Annotated in this window: 17 protein-coding genes; 5 read left to right on the forward strand and 12 right to left on the reverse strand. The window is 40.3% G+C overall.

The genetic code is table 11. The features are described 5' to 3' along the window. Window positions 1-3: 3 nt before the first annotated feature. The 5 genes from DB398_RS11045 to DB398_RS11065 form a co-directional block, all read right to left on the reverse strand. Window positions 4-867, reverse strand: coding sequence for a nucleotidyl transferase AbiEii/AbiGii toxin family protein (locus tag DB398_RS11045; protein WP_108424458.1), 864 nt, complete (start codon window positions 865-867; stop codon window positions 4-6). Continuing rightward, window positions 868-1671: a type IV toxin-antitoxin system AbiEi family antitoxin domain-containing protein gene (locus DB398_RS11050; protein ID WP_108424459.1), complete on the reverse strand. Its 804-nt coding sequence runs from the start codon at window positions 1669-1671 to the stop codon at window positions 868-870. It lies immediately after the preceding gene. A gap of 701 nt (window positions 1672-2372) precedes the next feature. Beyond that, entirely contained in the window at window positions 2373-3626 is a 1254-nt protein-coding gene (locus DB398_RS11055; protein ID WP_108424460.1) for a type II toxin-antitoxin system HipA family toxin, read from the reverse strand. An 11-nt stretch (window positions 3627-3637) separates the two neighbouring features. Further along, the gene (locus DB398_RS11060) at window positions 3638-3925 is read right to left on the reverse strand and encodes a helix-turn-helix transcriptional regulator (RefSeq protein WP_108424461.1); all 288 of its coding nucleotides are present in this window, start codon (window positions 3923-3925) and stop codon (window positions 3638-3640) included. A gap of 91 nt (window positions 3926-4016) precedes the next feature. Further along, a complete protein-coding gene (locus tag DB398_RS11065) occupies window positions 4017-5318 on the reverse strand; it encodes a site-specific integrase (protein WP_159076405.1) in 1302 nt (433 codons plus the stop codon). A gap of 499 nt (window positions 5319-5817) precedes the next feature. On the opposite strand from DB398_RS11065, the gene DB398_RS18745 reads away from it, so the two are divergent. After that, window positions 5818-6675, forward strand: coding sequence for a DUF1508 domain-containing protein (locus DB398_RS18745; RefSeq protein WP_159076406.1), 858 nt, complete (start codon window positions 5818-5820; stop codon window positions 6673-6675). Then, window positions 6675-7133: an RES family NAD+ phosphorylase gene (locus DB398_RS11075; RefSeq protein ID WP_108424462.1), complete on the forward strand. Its 459-nt coding sequence runs from the start codon at window positions 6675-6677 to the stop codon at window positions 7131-7133. Before DB398_RS18745 ends, DB398_RS11075 begins: the two co-directional genes overlap by 1 nt. A 166-nt stretch (window positions 7134-7299) precedes the next feature. Here DB398_RS11075 and DB398_RS11080 read toward each other — a convergent pair whose 3' ends face one another. Together DB398_RS11080 and DB398_RS11085 are read right to left on the reverse strand one after the other, a co-directional pair. Further along, window positions 7300-8397 carry a hypothetical protein gene (locus DB398_RS11080; protein WP_108424463.1) on the reverse strand — a complete coding sequence of 366 codons (1098 nt, stop codon included), beginning with the start codon at window positions 8395-8397 and terminating at the stop codon, window positions 7300-7302. Window position 8398: 1 nt separating this feature from the next. Then, window positions 8399-9193 carry an RNA polymerase sigma factor gene (locus tag DB398_RS11085; protein WP_108424464.1) on the reverse strand — a complete coding sequence of 265 codons (795 nt, stop codon included), beginning with the start codon at window positions 9191-9193 and terminating at the stop codon, window positions 8399-8401. Between the two features lie 195 nt (window positions 9194-9388). Between DB398_RS11085 and DB398_RS11090 the strand changes: the two genes are divergently transcribed. From DB398_RS11090 to DB398_RS11100, 3 genes are all read left to right on the forward strand, one after another. Continuing rightward, entirely contained in the window at window positions 9389-9778 is a 390-nt protein-coding gene (locus DB398_RS11090) for a helix-turn-helix domain-containing protein (RefSeq protein ID WP_108424465.1), read from the forward strand. Window positions 9779-10240: 462 nt separating this feature from the next. Then, entirely contained in the window at window positions 10241-12532 is a 2292-nt protein-coding gene (locus DB398_RS11095) for a DUF262 domain-containing protein (protein WP_108424466.1), read from the forward strand. Next, window positions 12529-13602, forward strand: a complete 1074-nt coding sequence (locus DB398_RS11100) for a PIN domain-containing protein (protein ID WP_108424467.1) — start codon at window positions 12529-12531, stop codon at window positions 13600-13602. Before DB398_RS11095 ends, DB398_RS11100 begins: the two co-directional genes overlap by 4 nt. A gap of 203 nt (window positions 13603-13805) precedes the next feature. On the opposite strand, the gene mobB is transcribed toward DB398_RS11100, so the two are convergent. From mobB to DB398_RS11125, 5 genes are all read right to left on the reverse strand, one after another. After that, window positions 13806-14828 (reverse strand): MobB family relaxase, encoded by a 1023-nt coding sequence (gene mobB / locus DB398_RS11105; RefSeq protein WP_108424468.1) that lies wholly within the window; start codon window positions 14826-14828, stop codon window positions 13806-13808. Window positions 14829-14833: 5 nt separating this feature from the next. Further along, the gene (locus tag DB398_RS11110; RefSeq protein WP_108424469.1) at window positions 14834-15418 is read right to left on the reverse strand and encodes a BfmA/BtgA family mobilization protein; all 585 of its coding nucleotides are present in this window, start codon (window positions 15416-15418) and stop codon (window positions 14834-14836) included. Window positions 15419-15680: 262 nt separating this feature from the next. After that, window positions 15681-16922 carry a site-specific integrase gene (locus DB398_RS11115; RefSeq protein ID WP_108424470.1) on the reverse strand — a complete coding sequence of 414 codons (1242 nt, stop codon included), beginning with the start codon at window positions 16920-16922 and terminating at the stop codon, window positions 15681-15683. A 586-nt stretch (window positions 16923-17508) separates the two neighbouring features. Next, a complete protein-coding gene (locus DB398_RS11120; protein WP_108424471.1) occupies window positions 17509-18219 on the reverse strand; it encodes a gluconate 2-dehydrogenase subunit 3 family protein in 711 nt (236 codons plus the stop codon). A gap of 4 nt (window positions 18220-18223) precedes the next feature. Continuing rightward, window positions 18224-19945: a GMC family oxidoreductase gene (locus tag DB398_RS11125; protein WP_108424472.1), complete on the reverse strand. Its 1722-nt coding sequence runs from the start codon at window positions 19943-19945 to the stop codon at window positions 18224-18226. Between the last annotated feature and the right edge of the window lie 31 nt (window positions 19946-19976).

The raw sequence follows: 19976 nt of genomic DNA on the forward strand, positions 1-19976 counted from the left end.
AAATTAAACTGTATTGTTTGGAAGAAATGTTTCAATGTTTTTCACTACAGTTGCAATAATTTCATCAGCTTCTGGGGCATCATCCTCGGTAATTTGATGGGCGACACTGGTTTTCCAAGCCCTTTTCACATTTGCGGTCTTGGTATCATCCACCAAATCCGAAGGATTGGTATACGCTAGATTTTTATGCTCCATTTTTTTAAGGAAAAGAGGAACAATCCTTTCCCAGTCCTTTTTGGAAAATTTTTGGGTCAGATGGTACAGATCATAAAAATCCCGTGGTGCCGTGTATGAACGCTGCTTCAGGGCCCTTAGCTTTTCAGCGATCACCTCGTCAATGACATAACATGGGCATTGTTTTTCACCTTGCAACCCATCGGAATAAGGATGCATAATGGGCAATATTTCGGGTTCCAAAAGGATGACTTCATCCGTACTCACCTCCAATTTAATTTTGGTCATCCAACGATCTGGTGGCGGAGGCTGTTGGTTTTTTGAGTGATTGGCCCCCCAATATTTTATGGATACCTGAAATCCTTTGGGCTCATCATTAAAGACCAATCGGGAAATTTCACCTACACTGAACAGGATTCCGGTCCGATCTGTTGTGGTCTTGGCAATACCTTCCAGTTTTTCTTTTTCCAGTACGAAGTCCTTCTCCCTTGCCGTGAAATCCAGATCTTCTGAAAAACGATAATTCTTGATACAGCATTTACGCAGGCATGTCCCTCCCTTGAAAATAAGGTCATCCTTATAGGTTTCAAAAAAGACCGATAGAAAATGCCCCAGGACATAGTCCTTGTCCACGGTATCGGGAGGCACCTTCCATTCTTTTGATCGCTCTATGATTTCCTTTTGAAGAATCATCTAATATCCACTTTGGGCCATTTGCAACAGGTTATCCCTTTTGATGTTCAAACGCAACTTCCATTCACTTACAAATTCCCCTTGATCCAGTCCACCGGCATCGATCAAACTATACTTTTTGTTCACCTGCTTTCTGGCATATTGGATAAAATCCTGTAAGCTGTCCGCATGGAAAAGGGTTGCCAAAAAGCCCAGTCTTTTCGTCAGGGCAATATTGCCATAGGCCTTCGTATAGGTAATCAATCTTTCATTGTCCCATTTTTCATTGGCGAACGCTTTGATCAAATCGTCCAAATCACCCCCATAGCGGGGTTGGTCAAAACAATCCACTATGGTCATTTCCCTATCGGTCACCAAAAAACCATTTGCTCCAAAGCCCTCCAACATGGTACCGATATGTTTGCTTTCCTTTACGGTAACAAACTTTACCTTGGAGCCCAAAATGTTTGTATCCCTTTTCCTGTGGATAGTTTTGACAAAAAGGGTATACGGAAATCGTTCTGTAAGGTTATGATGGTGCAAAGCTGACCAATAGGCCAAGGTACTACCAGGGCTGATGAATGTAGCCAGTACATTGACATTGGAATAATTGGGTTTGGCATATACCCCTCTTTCTATTCGGTTCAACAACCCCTTTTGATGGAGGTTCTCCACCAATTCATTCAGATTATCCCCCAGGCTTTTGGGCAATTGGATGGCCAGTTCCTTCAATTTGAAATAAAGGATTTCATGATCCTCCAAATACTTTACTAAAGCAATATGGCTTTCATTGAGATTTTCTGAGATGTATGTACTTTTCGCCATTACCTTTTACGACACAAAGAACCCTAAAAAATAGGGTCTATCGTTACACGATTGGTAAATTTAGGGGATTCATTTGAAAAAATAAGATTAAATGTCTAAAAAGTTTGATATCAAGGAAACATAGCTCAAAAAGTTAAACCTAGAACCATAGTGGAAACGCCAGACAAAGTATACCACACTCGCTGGATAAAATTGAGTACCTTTAGATGAAAACAAAACTTTGATTTTTAGACCACTATGGCCATTTATTGGGTGGCTCAAATTTTCCGTATTTGGTGGTACCAACCATCCGGCTCATCCAATCAATGTTTTCAAAACCCATTCCCGTTTAGAACACGCAAAGCAAAAACAACTTTTTGAGCACAATCTTCATGTGCTTAACCATCAATAAAATAGTTATACTATTCTACCTTTTGGTTCAACTCTAAAAGCTCAATAATTACTGTGGTTTTGAAGAAAACCTGTCCTTTAGATCATGGTATCTACAAAAAGAGAATTTTACAAAATGTGCTGTTTGGAATAGTCTTTTACACTTTATACCAAAAAACCAATCGCAAAATATCTACTAAGATGATATTTACCTTAGAAACATTTTTAAGTTATTCCTGTAAACTTTGCCTATAGGGATTACAAATCCATCAATGGTAATTCTATTCCATTCTTTCCATTACGGTGAAAGTTGGATTTCTTACTGTCAGTCCCTAATTTATTCGAAAAGCACCATCCATGAGTGCTTGCTCTGAATTCGGAATCCCAATGTGTTTAGCAATGGTCTTCCAATCTTTGACGGCATTTTGGACCTCTTTTAAAATTTGGTTCATTTCAGTAGTGTCCAAGCGAAAATATTCGCCTACGCTTTTGGCCAGATCAAAATCCAGGGCATTGTTGTCCATATCGATGTTCAACGCCAGACCTGCTTTATCTATTGAGGGATTGATGTCATAGGCCGGGGACAGCAGCCATCCCTTAGGAGTTAAAAGGAACCCATGATTCCTCAAATGGTCATCGGTATTGGAAATGGCAATATTGAACACGATTCGACGCCACAGTTGGTGTAGATTCTTTTCGACATCCACTCCATGGGTCTGGATGAATTCCGCAATGTCCAAATAGCTTGCAGGTTGGTCCCGGATGGTATCCTCATTGTTGCCCGTCATGGTCATGGCAGATGAAAAATGAATTCTTTCCTGTTTATCACGATCAAAGCGTTTGGTAAAAAAAGTATGGTATTTTCCCGTGATTCTTTCAATCCTTGAGGGCGCCATTTTGACACCACAATTGATTCCCAACAGGTAGGCCAGAAATTCCCAGCCTCCTTTATCGATGGTATCGTTCTTGGATGGAAACTTGGCTATCCAAAGATTGTCCTCTTCATCTTTTATATTGGCCTTGGGTCTTGCCCCGCCCAAAGATGATCCTGGAGCCATCAAAACGGCCAACCATTTTCCTATTTCGGTACCATCCGTTTCGTTCTCAAAAATATGGGCAGCCTGTTGCAGTTCCCTGACCGAGGTCCATGGAGGTGTTGGTTCCAAGGCGCTATCGTCGAGAAAAGGTCCTTCCGGATCTGTTTTAAATCGCAGCCCCCCCATTCTACTTTCATCGTAGACTCCCAACAAATAATCGATTTCATATAAGGTTCTCGGGGCCATATTGTTAAACCTTGCTTCTTGGGCAGCCCTTCTTTTCATCAATGTCCTTCCCCAAGTATCCGGCATACTGTCGAGGAAGATGCCAAAGTTTTCCTTGCCAGTGGGGTATTGGGGGCCGGAATAAAACTGGATGTCCGGATCCAACACCGATTGTTGGCCGGATTTCATCCAATCCCTATCATACTCAAAACTGAAGGCCTTTTTTCCCTTCGCATAATGTGCTGAAAGTATCCCGATCAGCATTGGCTCGGCCAACCCCTTCCAATGGGCATAAACAAATATGTCGAACTTCTTATTTGCCATTCAATAACGTTCTATAATAAATCCAGATCCTGTAATTTTCTTCCAAACTCATCATCCGATGCCAATTTCAAAAAATCATCCTGTAGGCCAAGAACCCTCAAAACATTGAAATAGGCACCTATGCCCACACTCGGATCTCCCTTTTCGATCAAGTATAGGGTACTTCGTACAATATCAGCCCTTTCCGCAACTTGGGTTGTTGTGAGTTTTCGTCTTTTCCTGGCCAATTTTATATTTTCACCCATGCTTTCCAAGATCTTTAAATGCTTGGGGAAGAGGGTTTGTTTTCTCCTGCTCATTACAATATGATTGTTATTTCATACAAAAGTAGCTTTTTTGACTGAAATAACAATCAAAAAATAATATTATTCCACCAAAACCCAAAGCATCCTATCGAACAACACTTAAATGGCCCCTTTCTTGTACACTTTCTCGGTCCTTGGATTTGGTACTTCTTGTTTCAGATTGCTCTTCCAAAACCTGTTTGAGGGCCTTCATGTCCTTGCTTATCTTTTTCTCCACGACCCTGGCATATTTCTGTGTGGTCGAGAGTTTGTTGTGTCCCAATAGCTTGGCCACGGTTTCTATCGGCACATTGTTCATCAGTGTTATAGTGGTGGCGAAGGTATGTCGTGCAACGTGGAACGTAAGGTGCTTTCCGATGTTGGCCCTTTGCCCAATGATCTTAAGATATTTGTTCACCTTTTGGTTTGAAAACACGGGCAACAACGATTGATCATTGTGGATGTCGGGATGAAGGGCATACTTTTCCAAAATGTCCTTGGCCCTCGCAAGTAAGGGGACCTTTAAAGGTGTCTTGGTCTTCTTTCGCTTGACATTGATCCATTGTTCCCCATCGACCCCGATGACTATGTCCTTAATTTTTAGAAGTTTGACCTCTATATAAGAAAGACCGGTGTAACAGGCGAACAGAAAGATATCCTTGACAATGTCGATCCCTTTTTCGGGAATGGCAAGGGAAAACAGTACTTCCAGTTCCCAATCTTCCAAGAAATCACTGTCATAGTCCTCATATTTCAATCTGTATTGGAGAAACGGGTCTATCGGCAAACATCTCAGTTTATAGGCAATGCCCACAAACTTCTTGAACCGTTCCAGGTGTTTCATGATCCCATTGTTGGTCAAGGGCTGGTGTTTATTGATAGGGTTACAGGTCCGAAGGAAACTCTCAAATTCCACAACGAATGAATAATCGATAAAGGACAATCTGATATCCTTGGCATGGAATCTTTTTTTGATGAAGCGTTTGAGATATGTTTCGGTGGCGCCATAGTTCTTGGTCGTACCAGGGGCCAGTTTGGGTATCTCGTGCGTCCGGTGGTATTCAAAAATATCCTCTAGGGTAAGAATCTTTTTATCTTTTCCCAGGTATCGCTGTTTTATGGCATTGGGGGAAATGGGAAGTCCCTCTGAAAAGAGTTGACGATGGCAATCCAAGAGTTTGGCACGGACCTCGTCCAGATACTTGTTGGTACTATTGGCTTCAGAGGACCTATGGTCCATCCTGCCCAATTTGGGACACCATCGTTCTTCCAAGGTCGATCTATGGACACTGAGGTCACAATAGCGCCCCTCAAATCTGATCCGGGCATAAATGGGAATCAGGCCATCACCCTTCTTGGCCGTTTTCTTCAGCCAATAGCCAATGCTAAAGGAATTTGAACAGTTCATGTGTATTCGCTTCAAGTGGAACAATCCGTTGAGCGAAAGTCAAATCACACGAAAAATCAGATCAGAACGTACAAGTTAAGGAATTTGCCCCTAAGAAAATAGGACATCGAATAGGACATCCTCAATATTGGTTCCAAATGGGCATAAAAAAAACCAGAAAATATTTAATCTTCTGGTTTTTAATGAATTATGATTTCGTTTATATTCACAAAATCATGGTTCGTCGGGGTGGCAGGCCCATCCCTATAAACGTAAATAGTTGATTTTCATTATTTTACACCGTTAACTTGGACCAGTTAACCGAACCCTGAACCGTGTTCAAATCGGTACATCCAGAGGCAAAACTTATGGGAGTTTCGCACCTCTAATTTAGGCATTAATTTTTGAATAATTATAAATCAATCTTGGAGAAAAGTAATATTTCGTTAAAGTCTTTTCTTAGTTATCAAAATCTTAATAAATTGTATATGCCATTGGTGGACATTGAAAATGCAAAATAATGGGAAAATTTGAAATAAAAACAGACAAATCCGGTAAGTTCCGATTTAATTTAAAAGCTGGAAATGGTCATGTAATTCTGAGCAGTGAGCCTTATGCCACTAAGGCAGACTGTGAAAAAGGTATTGCTTCCGTCATTAAAAATGCTTCTATTAAAACTAGATTCGAGAAACGGAAGGCATCAGATGGAAGCCCCTACTTTAACTTAAAGACCTCCAATGGTCAAGTTATCGGGGCAAGTGAAATGTATTCTAGCATAGCTGCCATGGAAAATGGCATTGTGTCTGTTATAAAGAATGTAAGTTCTATTAAAGAAAAAAGGAGTAAAAGAAATAGCCCTAATTTCAGGAACCAAAAAGTATATCTATCAAAAGAGGTGAATGCAAACAAAAAACAAGTTGAATTGACCCAAAAACTAAACCATAATAAAACTGTAGAAAGTAAAAACATAAAACCTAAACCTTGGATATTTAAGGGAACCTACTTCAAAGAAAACCCAAAAAGTACCTCAATTGATTCTAAAAATACCTATGACATATTTCTTCCATTATTTGAGTTTTTGAATTTTAGACAAGCAGATATTGCTAAAATTTTGGACGTGGATGTTTCCACAATATCTAGGTGGGGGCAATCTAATGTTGAATTATCACCTCTTCAATTAGCATATTTACTAAGAATCGAAAGAATAGTATCCGACGGAGAGCAGGTCTTTGGTTCCAAGGATGAATTTAAAGATTGGCTGTTTTCCAATAATATCACTTTGGGTGATAAAAAACCAGTTAATCTTTTAACTGATCCTTTTAGTATTGAACTAGTTGAAGAAGTTATTGATGCTCTTAGCTGGGGAAATTTTGTTTAATGGTCTATTATCGTTTATATCAAGATTCATCTGGAAGAACGTCCACTGGGTATGGGACAGGTGGAGCCAGATGGAACAAGAAGGGAACTCCAGTAATCTATTGCGCAAGTAGTATATCAATAGCCACATTTGAAATTCTTACTATCATGGGAAGTAAAGTATCTTCTAATCCCTTCATTATAGCCACAGTAGAAGTAACAGGCGTTTTGAATTATATTAGAGAAATTGATTTACCAAAAGATTGGAACGCAATTCCACGTCCAACTAGCACTCAAGAAATTGGTACTGCATGGGCTAAATCCATGAATAGCCTTGGCCTTATGGTTCCTTCAGCAAGATTACCACTTTCAGCATATCCTAACGAACATAACTTATTAATCAATCCTCTTTCTTCAGATTTTGCAACCCATTTTAATGTGATAAAGGAAGAAAAGTTTATTTTTAATTTAGGATCTTAGGTCTTAGACACACAGTTATTTAGCACGTGCTAACTAAATAATCCAGTATAATTATCAAATAGCTTTCTTAATTATAAGAGAGCCCACGCGTTGTATATGCTCTTGGCATTTAGTGAGTGTCACTGACCTCACCTTACGGGTGTACAAGTACCCTCGACCATTCTATTCAATCAATAATTAATTCAAGACCAGCTTTCTTAGCTTTGTATTCTATTTTGGTAATCAAATCACAATAGCTCCAATTTCTCAATACAAATCCCTCTTCTTTAGCAATCTCAGTTTTTTCCTTCTGATTCAAAAGTATGAGGGTTCCCGCTCTATGTTTAACGCAAAAATCAATCAACCTCCGGCTATAGACATGCAAACGGTTATGTACATATTTACGTTCCGTTTGCCCAAGCCTTTCAACTGCCTTTAATTTTCTTTTTATGCCCTTACCCGACTTGGAATATGTTGCCCCAATCTTAGCCCGTCTGTGAGCCGATTGTATCGCCAGTCTTCGGTATAAAAATTCTTCCTTTGTACCAATGGTAAGCCTTGCCTCACCAATCTTTACAACAATAGGATATTCAAGGGACAGAGAAGCCTCTGCAATAATCTCAGCTCTTAAATCATTCCTTTCCTTTTCAATTTCAAATACTGCCAATAAGAACACCTTGCCACCTTGAAGTTTTATATGTGAAGTGCACAGCTTGGTCTTGCCCTCCACTACCCGCTCCAACAACGTCCGTTTATCCGTAAAATCCTTTCCCAAGTAGGTTTTAATGGGAATCCGAAATAAACGAAAGCAAAAGGCTTTTTTCTCATCGTTATAGGCTAATCCACTCATACCCTCCAAGTCAAAGGGAAAGGCCATATCCCTTCTGAAATTTTTCAAAGAACGTTCACCATTCCAATACTCTGGTTGGTTCTTTTTGAAAGAGGAAATCAAGGCTTGGTTCAAATTGGACAGTACGTTTGTGGGGATTTCTCCTTTAAAACGGTCCGATACCACTCTATAGGTAGTGTTTATCCTAGAACGGTTAAGCATTCCTTGTTCATCTTTCTTTTCATCAGCCAATTTATATTTTACTCCCTCTGATAGATAAAAGAATTCCCTTATCATTTCCTGCACATAAAGGTGTGTCACTATTAGGTTGGCTGCCCTAAAGCATCTGTTCTGCCACTGGTACAGTTTATCCAAGGCCTCTTTTTTCTCTTCTTTGGTAGGGAGGTCGATTAGGAGTTGAATCTTTCGAGTCAGTTTTAGTGTTGACTTTTCCATGCTAGGCCGATTGCAATTGATGTTTTGCTTCCATTAGCCTATAGGCTATCATGAATTCCCGATGCACCTCCTTTTGGGAGAGATTAAGTTCATTGGCTATTTCGGAAAAGGAACACCTCAGTTCACAACGCATTTTAAGCACCTTTGTCTGTTCTGCGGTCATCTCGCCGGTAAACTTTATCTCATCCATATTGTTATTACTGGAATCGAGCTTATTGCCTCGATGAAGAATGGTTTTAATATCATCAATGGCTTCCTTTATCTCACTACAGGTTTCATTGATGCCTCTTCCCATTGCTATGGAAATAGCTTTATACTGGAAACCGTATTTCAAACACAGATTGATTACATGTCTTTTACTGTCATCCAATAAGGGAAGGACGCGTTGGATACTTTCAAACTTCTCTTGTTCCCCTTCCTGTAGTTTAAAATTCTTATTGTCTTCCGCAGGGTCATACCCTACCATATAGTCTTGGTAATTCTCAAAACTCTCCAAGGAGTGGACTTTCCTAAAAAACCTATTCTTGGGGCGTGTATAGTATGAAATGCACTCCCTTTTCATAACAAACCGAAGGAAAAAATAAATGTGCTTGGGTGATTCCAAGCTGTCCCTACTCACCCACAACTTTAAGAATACATCTTGTACCAAAGTTTCCACAACAAAACCATCATCAAGAAAGCTCTTTCCCAACCAGAAAATCTGTTTGTGATATTTGGTGTAGATTTCAGTAAAGGAAATAGCACAACCCTTTTTTAGGCGTTCATAGCATTCTTCTAGGGAATTTTGATTTTCCATTCATTTGTTTTTTGAGGTTCTCAGGTGTTGATGAACTTCTTATTCTTTGGTTTGGGATTTCTCCAAGCTGAAATTTTCGTTTAAATTAGTCGTGTTGAAAAATGTAACCCACCACAACCGATTGTAAATTACCAGTATAAGGTTGTATTTTACCAAAAGGGGGAAACAAAGGAATATTTTAAATATCTTTAAGTTATGCCGACAGAGACAAAAACTAATCATATAGGACGAAAGATTGCCCGAATAAGAGAACTCCGGGGAATGAAGCAAGAAACCCTAGCTGAGGAATTGGGAATCAGTCAGCAGAGTGTCTCAACCTTGGAAAAAAGCGAAATCATAGAGGATAAGAAACTTGAAGAAATCGCAAAGGCCTTAGGAGTAACTAAAGAAGGAATTGAGAATTTTTCCGAAGAATCTGTTTTAAACATTATTTCAAATTCTTTTCACGATCAATCAGCATTAAATGCAATTTTAAATCAACCTACTTTTAATCCGATTGATAAAGTAGTTGAACTTTATGAACGTCTAGTTCAAGCAGAAAAAGACAAGGTTTCTTACTTGGAGCAGTTGCTGAAGGACAAATAAATACCTCTTAATAAATAGATTACTTCTTCTGGATAAATAGATTACTTCTTCTGGAATAAAATGACATTTTGGCCCCTAAGGAGTTAACAGATGTAGTTGCATTTCTGAAACTTGCATCTTGATGAATCAAACTATACGATAAAGAATGCCCCCTTACATCGGCTTTATTCATATATTGGATGTATATAAGTGCCTTTTACATCTACATAAAAGTTGTGTGTAATACGGACAAAACATTTAGAATGAACATCAAAATGCAAAAAAAAGTCTTTAAAAAGACCAATTACTTATACGGATTAAAATAACATAAAAAAGGGCGAGGCTTCATCACGGGCATTTGGATTTAAGAATTACCTTTTTTGTAGTCAGACTTACTCATTTTCTTATTCAACAAAGCATGTAAAAGAGTATGATTAGAGTCCTCTGTCATTCATTTATATTTGCGAATCATATTAATTTATTATGGACCTGAAGGATTACAATATTCAAGAAGTATTTCAAAAATTGATTAAAATTGAACCAAAGGTAATGGCCATTGAAACAATGTTTAACAACCAGCGCAGATTGGAGAAAACAAACTATGCCCCACCATATCAAAGAAATTACGTTTGGGATAATGAGAAGGCCACTTTTTTTCTAGAAAGTATTATACTCGGAACAGAAATACCTCCTTTAATTTTTTTCAAAACAGATGAAAAAATTGAGGTTATCGATGGTCGACAAAGATATGAGACAATTTATAATTTTGTCCGTCAAAACTCAAAACAAAAATTGACCCCAAGCGGACTTTGGAAATTTAATGACCTTAAAAACAAGAAATTCAATGATTTAAATAAATCTATCAAAGATGTTTTTTGGGACACCAAACTTAGACTTATTGAATTCAGTTTTATCGATGAGAATGAATCAATTCAATACGAAGAAATTGTTAAACGCGAGGTCTTTAAAAGATATAATTCTGGGATAACACCTTTAAGAGCAACAGAAGTGGATAAGGCCAAATATCTAGATAATAACCTTAATTCACATTTTAAACAAAACATTCTTTCGGACAGAATTGTTCTAGATGATTTGAAACAAATTTTCCACTATGACAAAGTGGATATCGAAATTATTCTTAAAGAGATTCGCAAAATAATCGTATTGGACAATATTCCAATAAAGTATTACTCCACAAAAAAGGATATAATAATAAATAAGTTTTATGATTTCTTATACGGAGATTCAGAAGTAGATGTGGCATTCATTTATCTTAACTTTTTGAAAAAAATAGGATATATAGACAATATTCTTCGAAAGCTCAAAAATGTAGAAACGAATCGACTAATGGTAGAATGCCTTTATTGGGCTATTTCTGTATTAGAAAAAGAAGGGATTGAACTAGATTTAGTATTCTCAAAACTCAAGGAAAAGGAAAGCGAATTGGTGAACTTTATAGAAGAGAAAGTAAACATCTATACTATCGAAAGGAACTCCTTTGCTCCGCAAATTATTGAGCGATATTCTACTACAGCTGACTTTTTTTCAGAACTCTTTGTAATTGATTACGAAAATTATATTAACAATAATCAGGAGTTTAAAGATGAAAATAAAAAAATCGATAAAATGGAAATTACAGATTCATCGATTTTGGGCAAGTTTGAAAGTTTGAGACTAAACAAACCAGATGCATCATCTATTACAATCGATGATATTTGCCGTCAAATGCAGAGAAACCGTTTTTTGGTTAGGCCACCATACCAAAGGAACGAAGTGATTAACACGAGTAAATCTTCTGCTATTATTGAAAGTATTATACTAGGCATTAAATTACCTCCTATTTTCATCTATAAAAGACTTGACGGAGTATCTGAGGTAATCGATGGTCAACAAAGGCTTTTATCAATTATTGGGTTCATTGGTAAAAATTATATCGATGAAAAAAATAGGCAACAACTTTCAAAAAAAAATAAATTTAAGCTAAATCTCAAAAACGGCATACTCAAAGATTTAGATAGAATAAGCTTTGCCAATTTACCAGAGAAAGTTAGGAGTAAGATTATGGACTATGATTTATGGATTATAGAAATTAACCAAAAGAATAATCCTGAGTTCGAGCCAATAGATTTGTATCTCCGATTAAATACAAAACCTTTTCCCATAAAAGAGAATACATTCGAAATGTGGAATTCTTATGTACAACGTAACACTATAGATAGCATAAAGACTTTGCAAAAAGCTCATAATGAATGGTTCTATTTGAGGAAAAATAATCGAAGGATGAACAATGAAGACCTTGTTACGAGTTTAATTTACCTAAATTTTAAAAACTCAAATTCGTATCGAAATCTAAACAAGATTTATTCATTTCTAGATATATATAAAACCGGCGAAAGGATTGGTATAAGGATAAAATCTAAAAATGATATTACATCTATTTTAGAATCGAATGAACAGATAGTGCCCTTTAAAAATGCTGTAGAAAGTTTTTTTGATAATTTCATTCTAGTCCTAAAAAATCTTCTTGATAAGGAAGAATTTGCTGAGTTAAGTAATGAGCTTGATTATTTAATCGATGGAGCCAATCGAAGAACCGCTAAAAATTTCTACGCTCTTTGGTTACTTATTGCAAATTCAAAGCCAGAGCAATTATATTTAAACAAATCTGAAACAAAGTCAGACATACAGAAAATAATACGAATGACTAATGAAATTGACTCAAAAAAAGCTTTTGAGAATCATATAGTAGAGTTTTGGGAAAAATATAATATATGAAAAACATTTATAAAGAGTTTTACCCTCTTTCTGAGGCACAAACCAAAAAATTGTTCTTAAACTCAATCTTTGTTTTAGATACCAACGTCCTTCTAAATTTCTATAGATATTCCACAAATACTGTAAAAAATTATATTGATGCACTGTCCTCTATTAAAAATAAGTTATGGCTACCGTACCAAGTTGGACATGAATTCCATAGGAATAGAGTTAATGAGATATATAATCAGTGTAAAATTTATAATGAATCGATAAAGGAGCTGAATTTGATTCGAGAAAAATTTACCAATGTCCATCGAAACCCATTTTTGGATGAAAAGCATATTGATAATCTTGACAAGATTATTGAGGAATTGACTGCAACTAAGAATTATTTTGAGAATTTACCTCAGAATGACAAGATGCTAAAAGAAATCGAAATTCTTTTCAACAAAAGAACGTCGACAAGTCTTTTGCCAGAGGAACTTCAATTAATTTATACTGAAGGAGCAAAGAGATTTAAAAACAACGTCCCTCCTGGTTATATGGATGAAAAACAGAAACCGGAGGAACATAGAAAATATGGAGATTTGATAATATGGAAGGAAATCATAAAAATAGCAAAAGAGAAAAAGCAGAATATAATTTTTGTAACCTCTGAAAAAAAAGAAGACTGGTGGAGCGTTATTAATGGCAAGTTAATTGGTCCAAGACCGGAGCTGAGAAGAGAATTTTTTCAATTGGCGGATAGACAGTATTACTCTTATCAGCCATTTAGGTTTTTAGAATTGATAAAGAAGTATTTTGATTTACAATTGGATATTGAAACAATACGCGAAGTTAAAGAGGTAAATAATTCAGTTAAGACTAGTAGTGTAGCATACTCCTATCCTGTTATAATAGAAAGTTTATCCGTTATACCTGCCTTTACAAAAGAGCTGGAATCTTTTGGATATGATATTGCTGTTGAAGTTTATAGAGATGATTACCACGAGGTAAAAGTTAATCTACCTGAAATACCTGACTTAAAGAGAAAATTTGAAGATCGGCTGAGTTCGACTTTAATAAAATATCCAATTTACCTTGTTTAAAATCTGGAAGTAAATAAAAGTAAATGTATAAGGAAGTATTAATATGTGTAGACTCCCTTAAAACCGAACTTTTTAAAAGTAGAATAACAAAGACCCCAAATCTTACCCCAACTTTTGCGCATGGATCCTATCGGGTTTTTGTAGTGTTCCGGTAGATAAGCGTGAAGCAAAAACCCGATAGGGCGCAACCTACTTTTTGAATTTCAGTAGCCCATATCCTCACCCGTACCCCTAGCCTTATCAATGCCCCTTCCAAGAGCCTTGATGATCTTGGCAGCCATCTGTACTTTATTGGTTGGTATACTGGGAGCTTTGACTCCCATCGTTTTAAGTAGTTTAAAGGCCATGTCCTTTTCCTTGGTGGGCAGTCCCATCACCTTGGCAAAGAACTTTCCCGGTTCCTTGGCATGGGCCTTTCTCCCAACATAGGATTCCACATAGTTCCTTTTGAACCCTGTTGTTCTATCAAAGGTCTTCTCCGCTGCTTGGTAAAAACTGTCCCTATCAAATCCCCTCTTGACCGTCTTTCCGTTCAGTTCCACTTCGGATGCCTTATGCTTGGCCATGGGTGAAAGCGTATAGGTGTTCGTTACATCCCTTCTACTGACAATGATATGGATATGCGTCTGTAGCCCCTCTTTTTGCATACCCGCCGCCACCAATTGTCCGCTCTGTTTGTGTGGTGCCAATCTTTCCTGCTCTTTGATTCTTTTTTCAAGCTCTTTGACATTCCCGATGGACTCGCCCCGTTCCACTTTCCTTATCTCGTTCCTGAGCCTTGCTATCTCGCCACGGTAGGGAGCATTCTCCTGAACCTGTTTGTCAAAGCCCCTATAGGTGCGCTCATGTTCTATTTTGGCGTAATATTTCAGGTTTTCGGCCATTACCTCTTGGTTACGGTGGAAACTCTTGGCATAGTCCTCCATAAGCTTCCTTGTGTATTCCCTTAGCAGGTTCGGATCATTACCGATGGCCTTCAGTTCCCTTTTATTGGGACTGACCACGATGGAATAGAATTTTGGGTCTTTCTGCCTAAGTTTGGCCGTATTGGCATCTATTTCATCGACGACCGTTTGAGGGCTTACGCTGTCGTTCTCTTGGTCAAAAAATTCCTCCATTTGTTCGGGCAACCTATCCTCGTTTTCCTTTTCCAGATAGTCCACATAGTTCCCTACACTGGAGTGGTAGGTACTGCCCATTTTCTGTGCTGAGATGGTAAGGTACATGAGCGTTATCTTAATTGATATTTCAAACTTTCAAAATCCCCGATGCCCATATTGATTTTCAGATATGGCTTTCCCATCATTGGCTCAACCTTCTCTACATTTAGAAGCATTTCATTGCAACGCTTTTTATATTCTTTGAATTCTAGCAATATTCTGTCATGCTCCACTTTTGGAACAGTGTTTCTAGGCTCCAAAAAATCCATTCGTTCTTCCTGTATCTGGACGGGTTCCCTTCTCGGTTTCCTCCCATCCTTCACATAGGCTTCATAAAGAATCAACATCATTTCATAGGTGGGCCGTATACTGGTCTTCTCCATGTTCTTGATAATGGCGATGAGCCTATCGAATTTTTTCATCATCTGACGCTCCATCTTTTTGATACTGTCAAGGATGATCTTTGTTCCCTCTCCATAAGGGTCAAGGTTGTTATCCTTAAAGTATTGTATCATTCCATCCAAAACCTCGCTATGGGATTTGTTGAACCTTTTGGAATAGCTCCGAAAACGTGTGGCCGTTTCTTTCTTTACGGTGATGTTCGAATAACCCCCCGTCCCTTTCTTTGTTCTGCCATTTGTGGATTGCTTTTCCATAGGTGCGATTTTGTTTTTTAGTGAAATTGCGTCAATTTTTTCGTCAAAAATTTCCAGTGTTTATTGGACTTCCCTAAGGGTTTACTGTAGATTTTGGAAAAGTCTACTGTAGCCCCTGATTTTGCAAAGTATTCCAAAATCTATTCAATCAACTGGTTTTCAACTTGTTGAATACCCGAAAACAACCGTGATGGCGCAATTTGCGCATCACCCTCTTGCTATTCCTACGTCCCGCAAGCGGGACCGAATGAATACAGCCTTATTATCCTTCGGCTGCTTTTTTGGTCTGCATATGTTCTATAAGGTTTTGCATGTCCTCCCCTATCTTATGTTCCAAAACCCTTGCATAGATCTGGGTAGTGGTCAATTTGGTATGGCCTAGCATTTTGGAAACGGTTTCAATTGGAACACCATTGGAGAGTGTTACCGTTGTGGCAAAAGTGTGCCTGGCAGTATGGAAAGAAATATTCTTATAGATTCCACAAGCCTTTGTAATCTCCTTTAAATAACTGTTGGTCTTTTGGTTGCTCAATACAGGTAACAACTTTCCGTGTATCAATCTTTCATTGCAGTTTTTATATTTATCCAAGATTTGTTTTGCTTTGGGAAGTAAGGGAACCTTGACCGCTTCATCAGTTTTTTCCCTTTTCGTATGGATCCAAAGGTTTCCATCGATACCCAACCGCATATTATCAATATCCAGTGCCTTTACATCTCCATAGGCCAATCCTGTATAACAAGAAAAAAGAAAGGTGTCCTTGACCCTCTCATACCCCCTTCCTGAAAATGTTGTTTCCTCAATAAGCCTGAGTTCCCTTTCAGTCAAAAAAGAGCGTTCATTCTTCTTATAATGCTTTTTATAGTTCACAAAGGGGTCTTTGTCCAACCATTCCAACCTCACGGCAAGGTTCACCATTTTCCTTAACCGCTCCAAATGTTTCATGGCCCCATTATTGGTACACTTCTTTCCCTTTTGTAGATCAGGCCCATTTATCAAATAGTTCTCAAAGTCGGTAATGAATTTATAGTTCAATCGCTTTAAGTTGATGTCCTGAATTCTTCGGGTATGCTCCAAAAACCTTTTGAGATATTTTTCTGTACCATAATAGTTTTTCATGGTTCCCGGGCGAAGCTTACTCTTTTGTGATTCGTAATGGTACTTGATAAGCTCCATAAGGGTCTTGTGCTCTTCATCTTGTCCAAGATAACGGGCCTTGATGGCCTGTGAAGTTATAATCTTGTCCTCACGCAACAACTGTTTATGGGTGTCCATAATCTCACCGTAAACCTCATCCAAATAGCTGTTCAATAAACGGGCCTTGTGGGTAAGTCCATGGAGCCTTCCCTTATTTTCATCCCATTCATTCACCGAAACATAACGTTTCAAACTTATCTCGGCACGTTTTCCATTGACGGTGATACGGGCATAAATGGTCAATTTTTCAGGGTTGTTGGAAATGTCCCTAGTGAAGATTATAACCTTTAAAGTGTTGGAATTGCGCATAATACATAATTTTTGGGTTTGACAAAACTGGTTTGCAAAACACCCATAAACAGCGTCAAACTGAAGCTAAATTATGCACAAGAAACGTACCGAACCATTCACCGAACTCTACACCTTTTATATGGTTTTATTTGATATCAGATGAATGCATAAAAAACAAAAAGCACTGTCAATCAGTCGATTAACAGTGCTTTAATACCACCTATTTAGTGGTTCGTCGGGGTGGCAGCACCAAGTTGATTCCACTACACCGCTATATATCAATAAGTTACATCAATTTTTCAAAATCAGGTAACCGAATAGGTAACTTTTGACCGTTCCGAGTTACTTTTCAGATTAAAAATAGTAAAATCCAACTTGAATTGATACGAGGGTAAATAAAATAGTTAACAAAAGTAAATTACCATAGAAGACCAGACCTTACATAATCTATAGTTGGGTTTTTACTTAAAACGCTTACCAAAAATTTAGCGGGGACACTCAATAAATCAAAATGCCCCCGCTGCAAACTAGCTAACTCAAATCTCAAAATTTTACTCTAACCAAATATGCTTTCAGAAAATATTCAAATGTTTTTTAATGGGCATCAAGTTAAAAGATTCCCGTTCTCGTCCCATTCGGCCACGATGTTGCGCTTGCCCTGGTCCACACACTTGGCCAGCCATTCCGGGTCGTACGATACCCCGTGCTGTGCCAGCACATCATCGGGTACCCCGTCCCATACATTGGGCATGTTCCCCTTGTAGCCCAGTTCCTCGATCCCGATCTTCGAGGTGTAGAAACCCGTCATGGTCAGGTTCCTCACCATCGAGAAGAAGTTCACCTCGAAGGGACGCTCGTTGCCCGGCACCTCCGGGTCGTAGTATGCGATCGTGTCCAGTATGGCCTTCTGCTGCGCTTCCGTGGCCGCCTTGAACTCCACCCCATGGTCCAGGTTGCTCCTGTGGTCCAGCCACATCACCCCACCGCGAAGGTCCACCTGCATCGTTGGTATGTCCTTGGCCATGAACTCGATGAAGGACACCACATCCGCATCCGAGGCACTCTTATATTCTTCGCTCCCCGGCAATATCAGGTCGCACAGTATTGTGAGGGTCTCCTCCTCATGGGCCGTCAGGAAACGTTCCGCCTCCAGTTCGGCCAACTGCTCGTTCTCCCTGGCCGTGCGCCACTTCAGCATCGGCACCTCTTGTACCGCTGTCTCTGGGACCGTGGGCTCCGGCCTGCAGCCATGTATGGCCAGTCCCCCGGCCACGGATCCCAACACTATCGATTTCAGACTCTTCCTTCTGTCCATTTCCTTACAGGTTTTGTTGTTTCAATTGCTCCACTATATAGTCCGAGGCCCTCCAGGAGAGTGCCAATATCGTCCAGGTACAGTTCTTGTCCGCCTGCGAGGTGAACACCCCGGCGTCCACCACGAAGACATTGTCCACGTCGTGCAACTGTTGGTACCTGTTGGTCACAGAGGTCTTCGGGTCATCGCCCATACGGGTGGTGCCCACCTCGTGGATGATCCTCCCGGGGGCGTGAAGGCCATAGTCCACTTCTTTCCCTGGTTTATCGCCTAGAGGCTCACCCCCCATTTTAATGATTATTTCTTCAAAAGTATCTTGCATGTGCTTGGCCTGGTTCTTTTCATAGTCCGACCATTTGTAATGGAAGCGCAATACGGGAATCCCCCATTCGTCCACCGTGGTCGGGTCGATCTCGCAGTAGTTGCTCTTCAGGGCGATGGATTCCCCTCGACCGCTCATCCCCACCAAAGCACCATAGTATTTTTTGGCATCGCTACGGAGGATGTCCCCATAGCCGCCCACCTTTGTCCCGAAGAACTTGTTGAACTCGTTCACGTTGAAGCCGAAGCCATATCCTGGCATTCGCATACCACCACCAATTTCAATATGATATCCCCGTGGAAAGTCCAGCTTGGAGTTGTCCCCCCACCATGGCGAATAGACGTGCATACCGCCCACACCGTCCTCATTGTAGGACACCTTGCGGTTCATTAGATCAGGAACAAATCCGACTCTATCCGCACCTGTAGAATCATGCAGGTACTTGCCCACATGGTCGCTGCTGTTGCCCAGCCCGTTGGGGTGCTGCGGGCTCTTGGAGTTGAGCAGGATCCTCGCCGTGCTACAGGCCGATGCACCGAGCACCACGACCCGGCCCTTGAGCTTGTATTCCTTGCGGTCCTCCTTGTTGATGTAGGAAACGCCCGTGGCACGGCCCTCCCCGTCCACCGTCACCTCACGCACCATACAGTTCACGAACAGGTCCACCTGCCCACGGCTCTTCTGCGCGGGGAAGATCAGGCAGGTGCCCGCCGAGAAGTCCGCATACACCTGGCAGGCCCTGGAGCACTGCCCGCAGTAGAAGCACACCCCGCGATCGTTGTTGATCCGCTTGGTGAGCATCGACATCCGGGAGGGGTATACCGGCACCCCGGACTTCTTCGCACCCCTGATGTAGAACAGTTCGTGCAGCCTTGGTTTGGGCGGGGGAAGGAAGAACCCGTCGGGGTCGTTGCGAAGCCCCTCGTTGGTGCCGAACACCCCGATCAGCTTGTCCACCTTGTCATAGTACGGTTTTACATCGTCGTAACCGATCGGCCAGTCGTCCCCGTGCCCATCGATGCTCTTGTGCTTGAAGTCGTCGGGGCCGAAACGGAGCGATATCCGCCCCCAGTGGTTCGTGCGGCCGCCCAGCATGTGCGAGCGGAACCAGTCGAACTTCGTGCCGTCCTTGTGCGTGTACGGCTCACCTTCTATCTCCCAGCCCCCATAGGCGGCATCGAAGTCCCCGAAGGGACGTACCGTGCCCGCACCGCGCCTGGGCGACTCGTAGGGCCAGCGCAACTGGGTCTTCTGCTCCGGGTCCGCAGGGTCGAAGAAAGGGCCCGCCTCCACCACGGCCACCTTAAGCCCAGCGTCCGCCAGCACCTTGGTCGCCATGCCCCCGCCGGCGCCCGAGCCCACTACTATCGCATCGTATACCGTTCCGTTTTCCTTTATCTGCATTTTAATCCTTTTTTAAATTTAAAAATCCATT

The sequence above is a fragment of the Flagellimonas amoyensis genome, assembly GCF_003058265.1.
Lineage (GTDB): Bacteria > Bacteroidota > Bacteroidia > Flavobacteriales > Flavobacteriaceae > Flagellimonas > Flagellimonas amoyensis.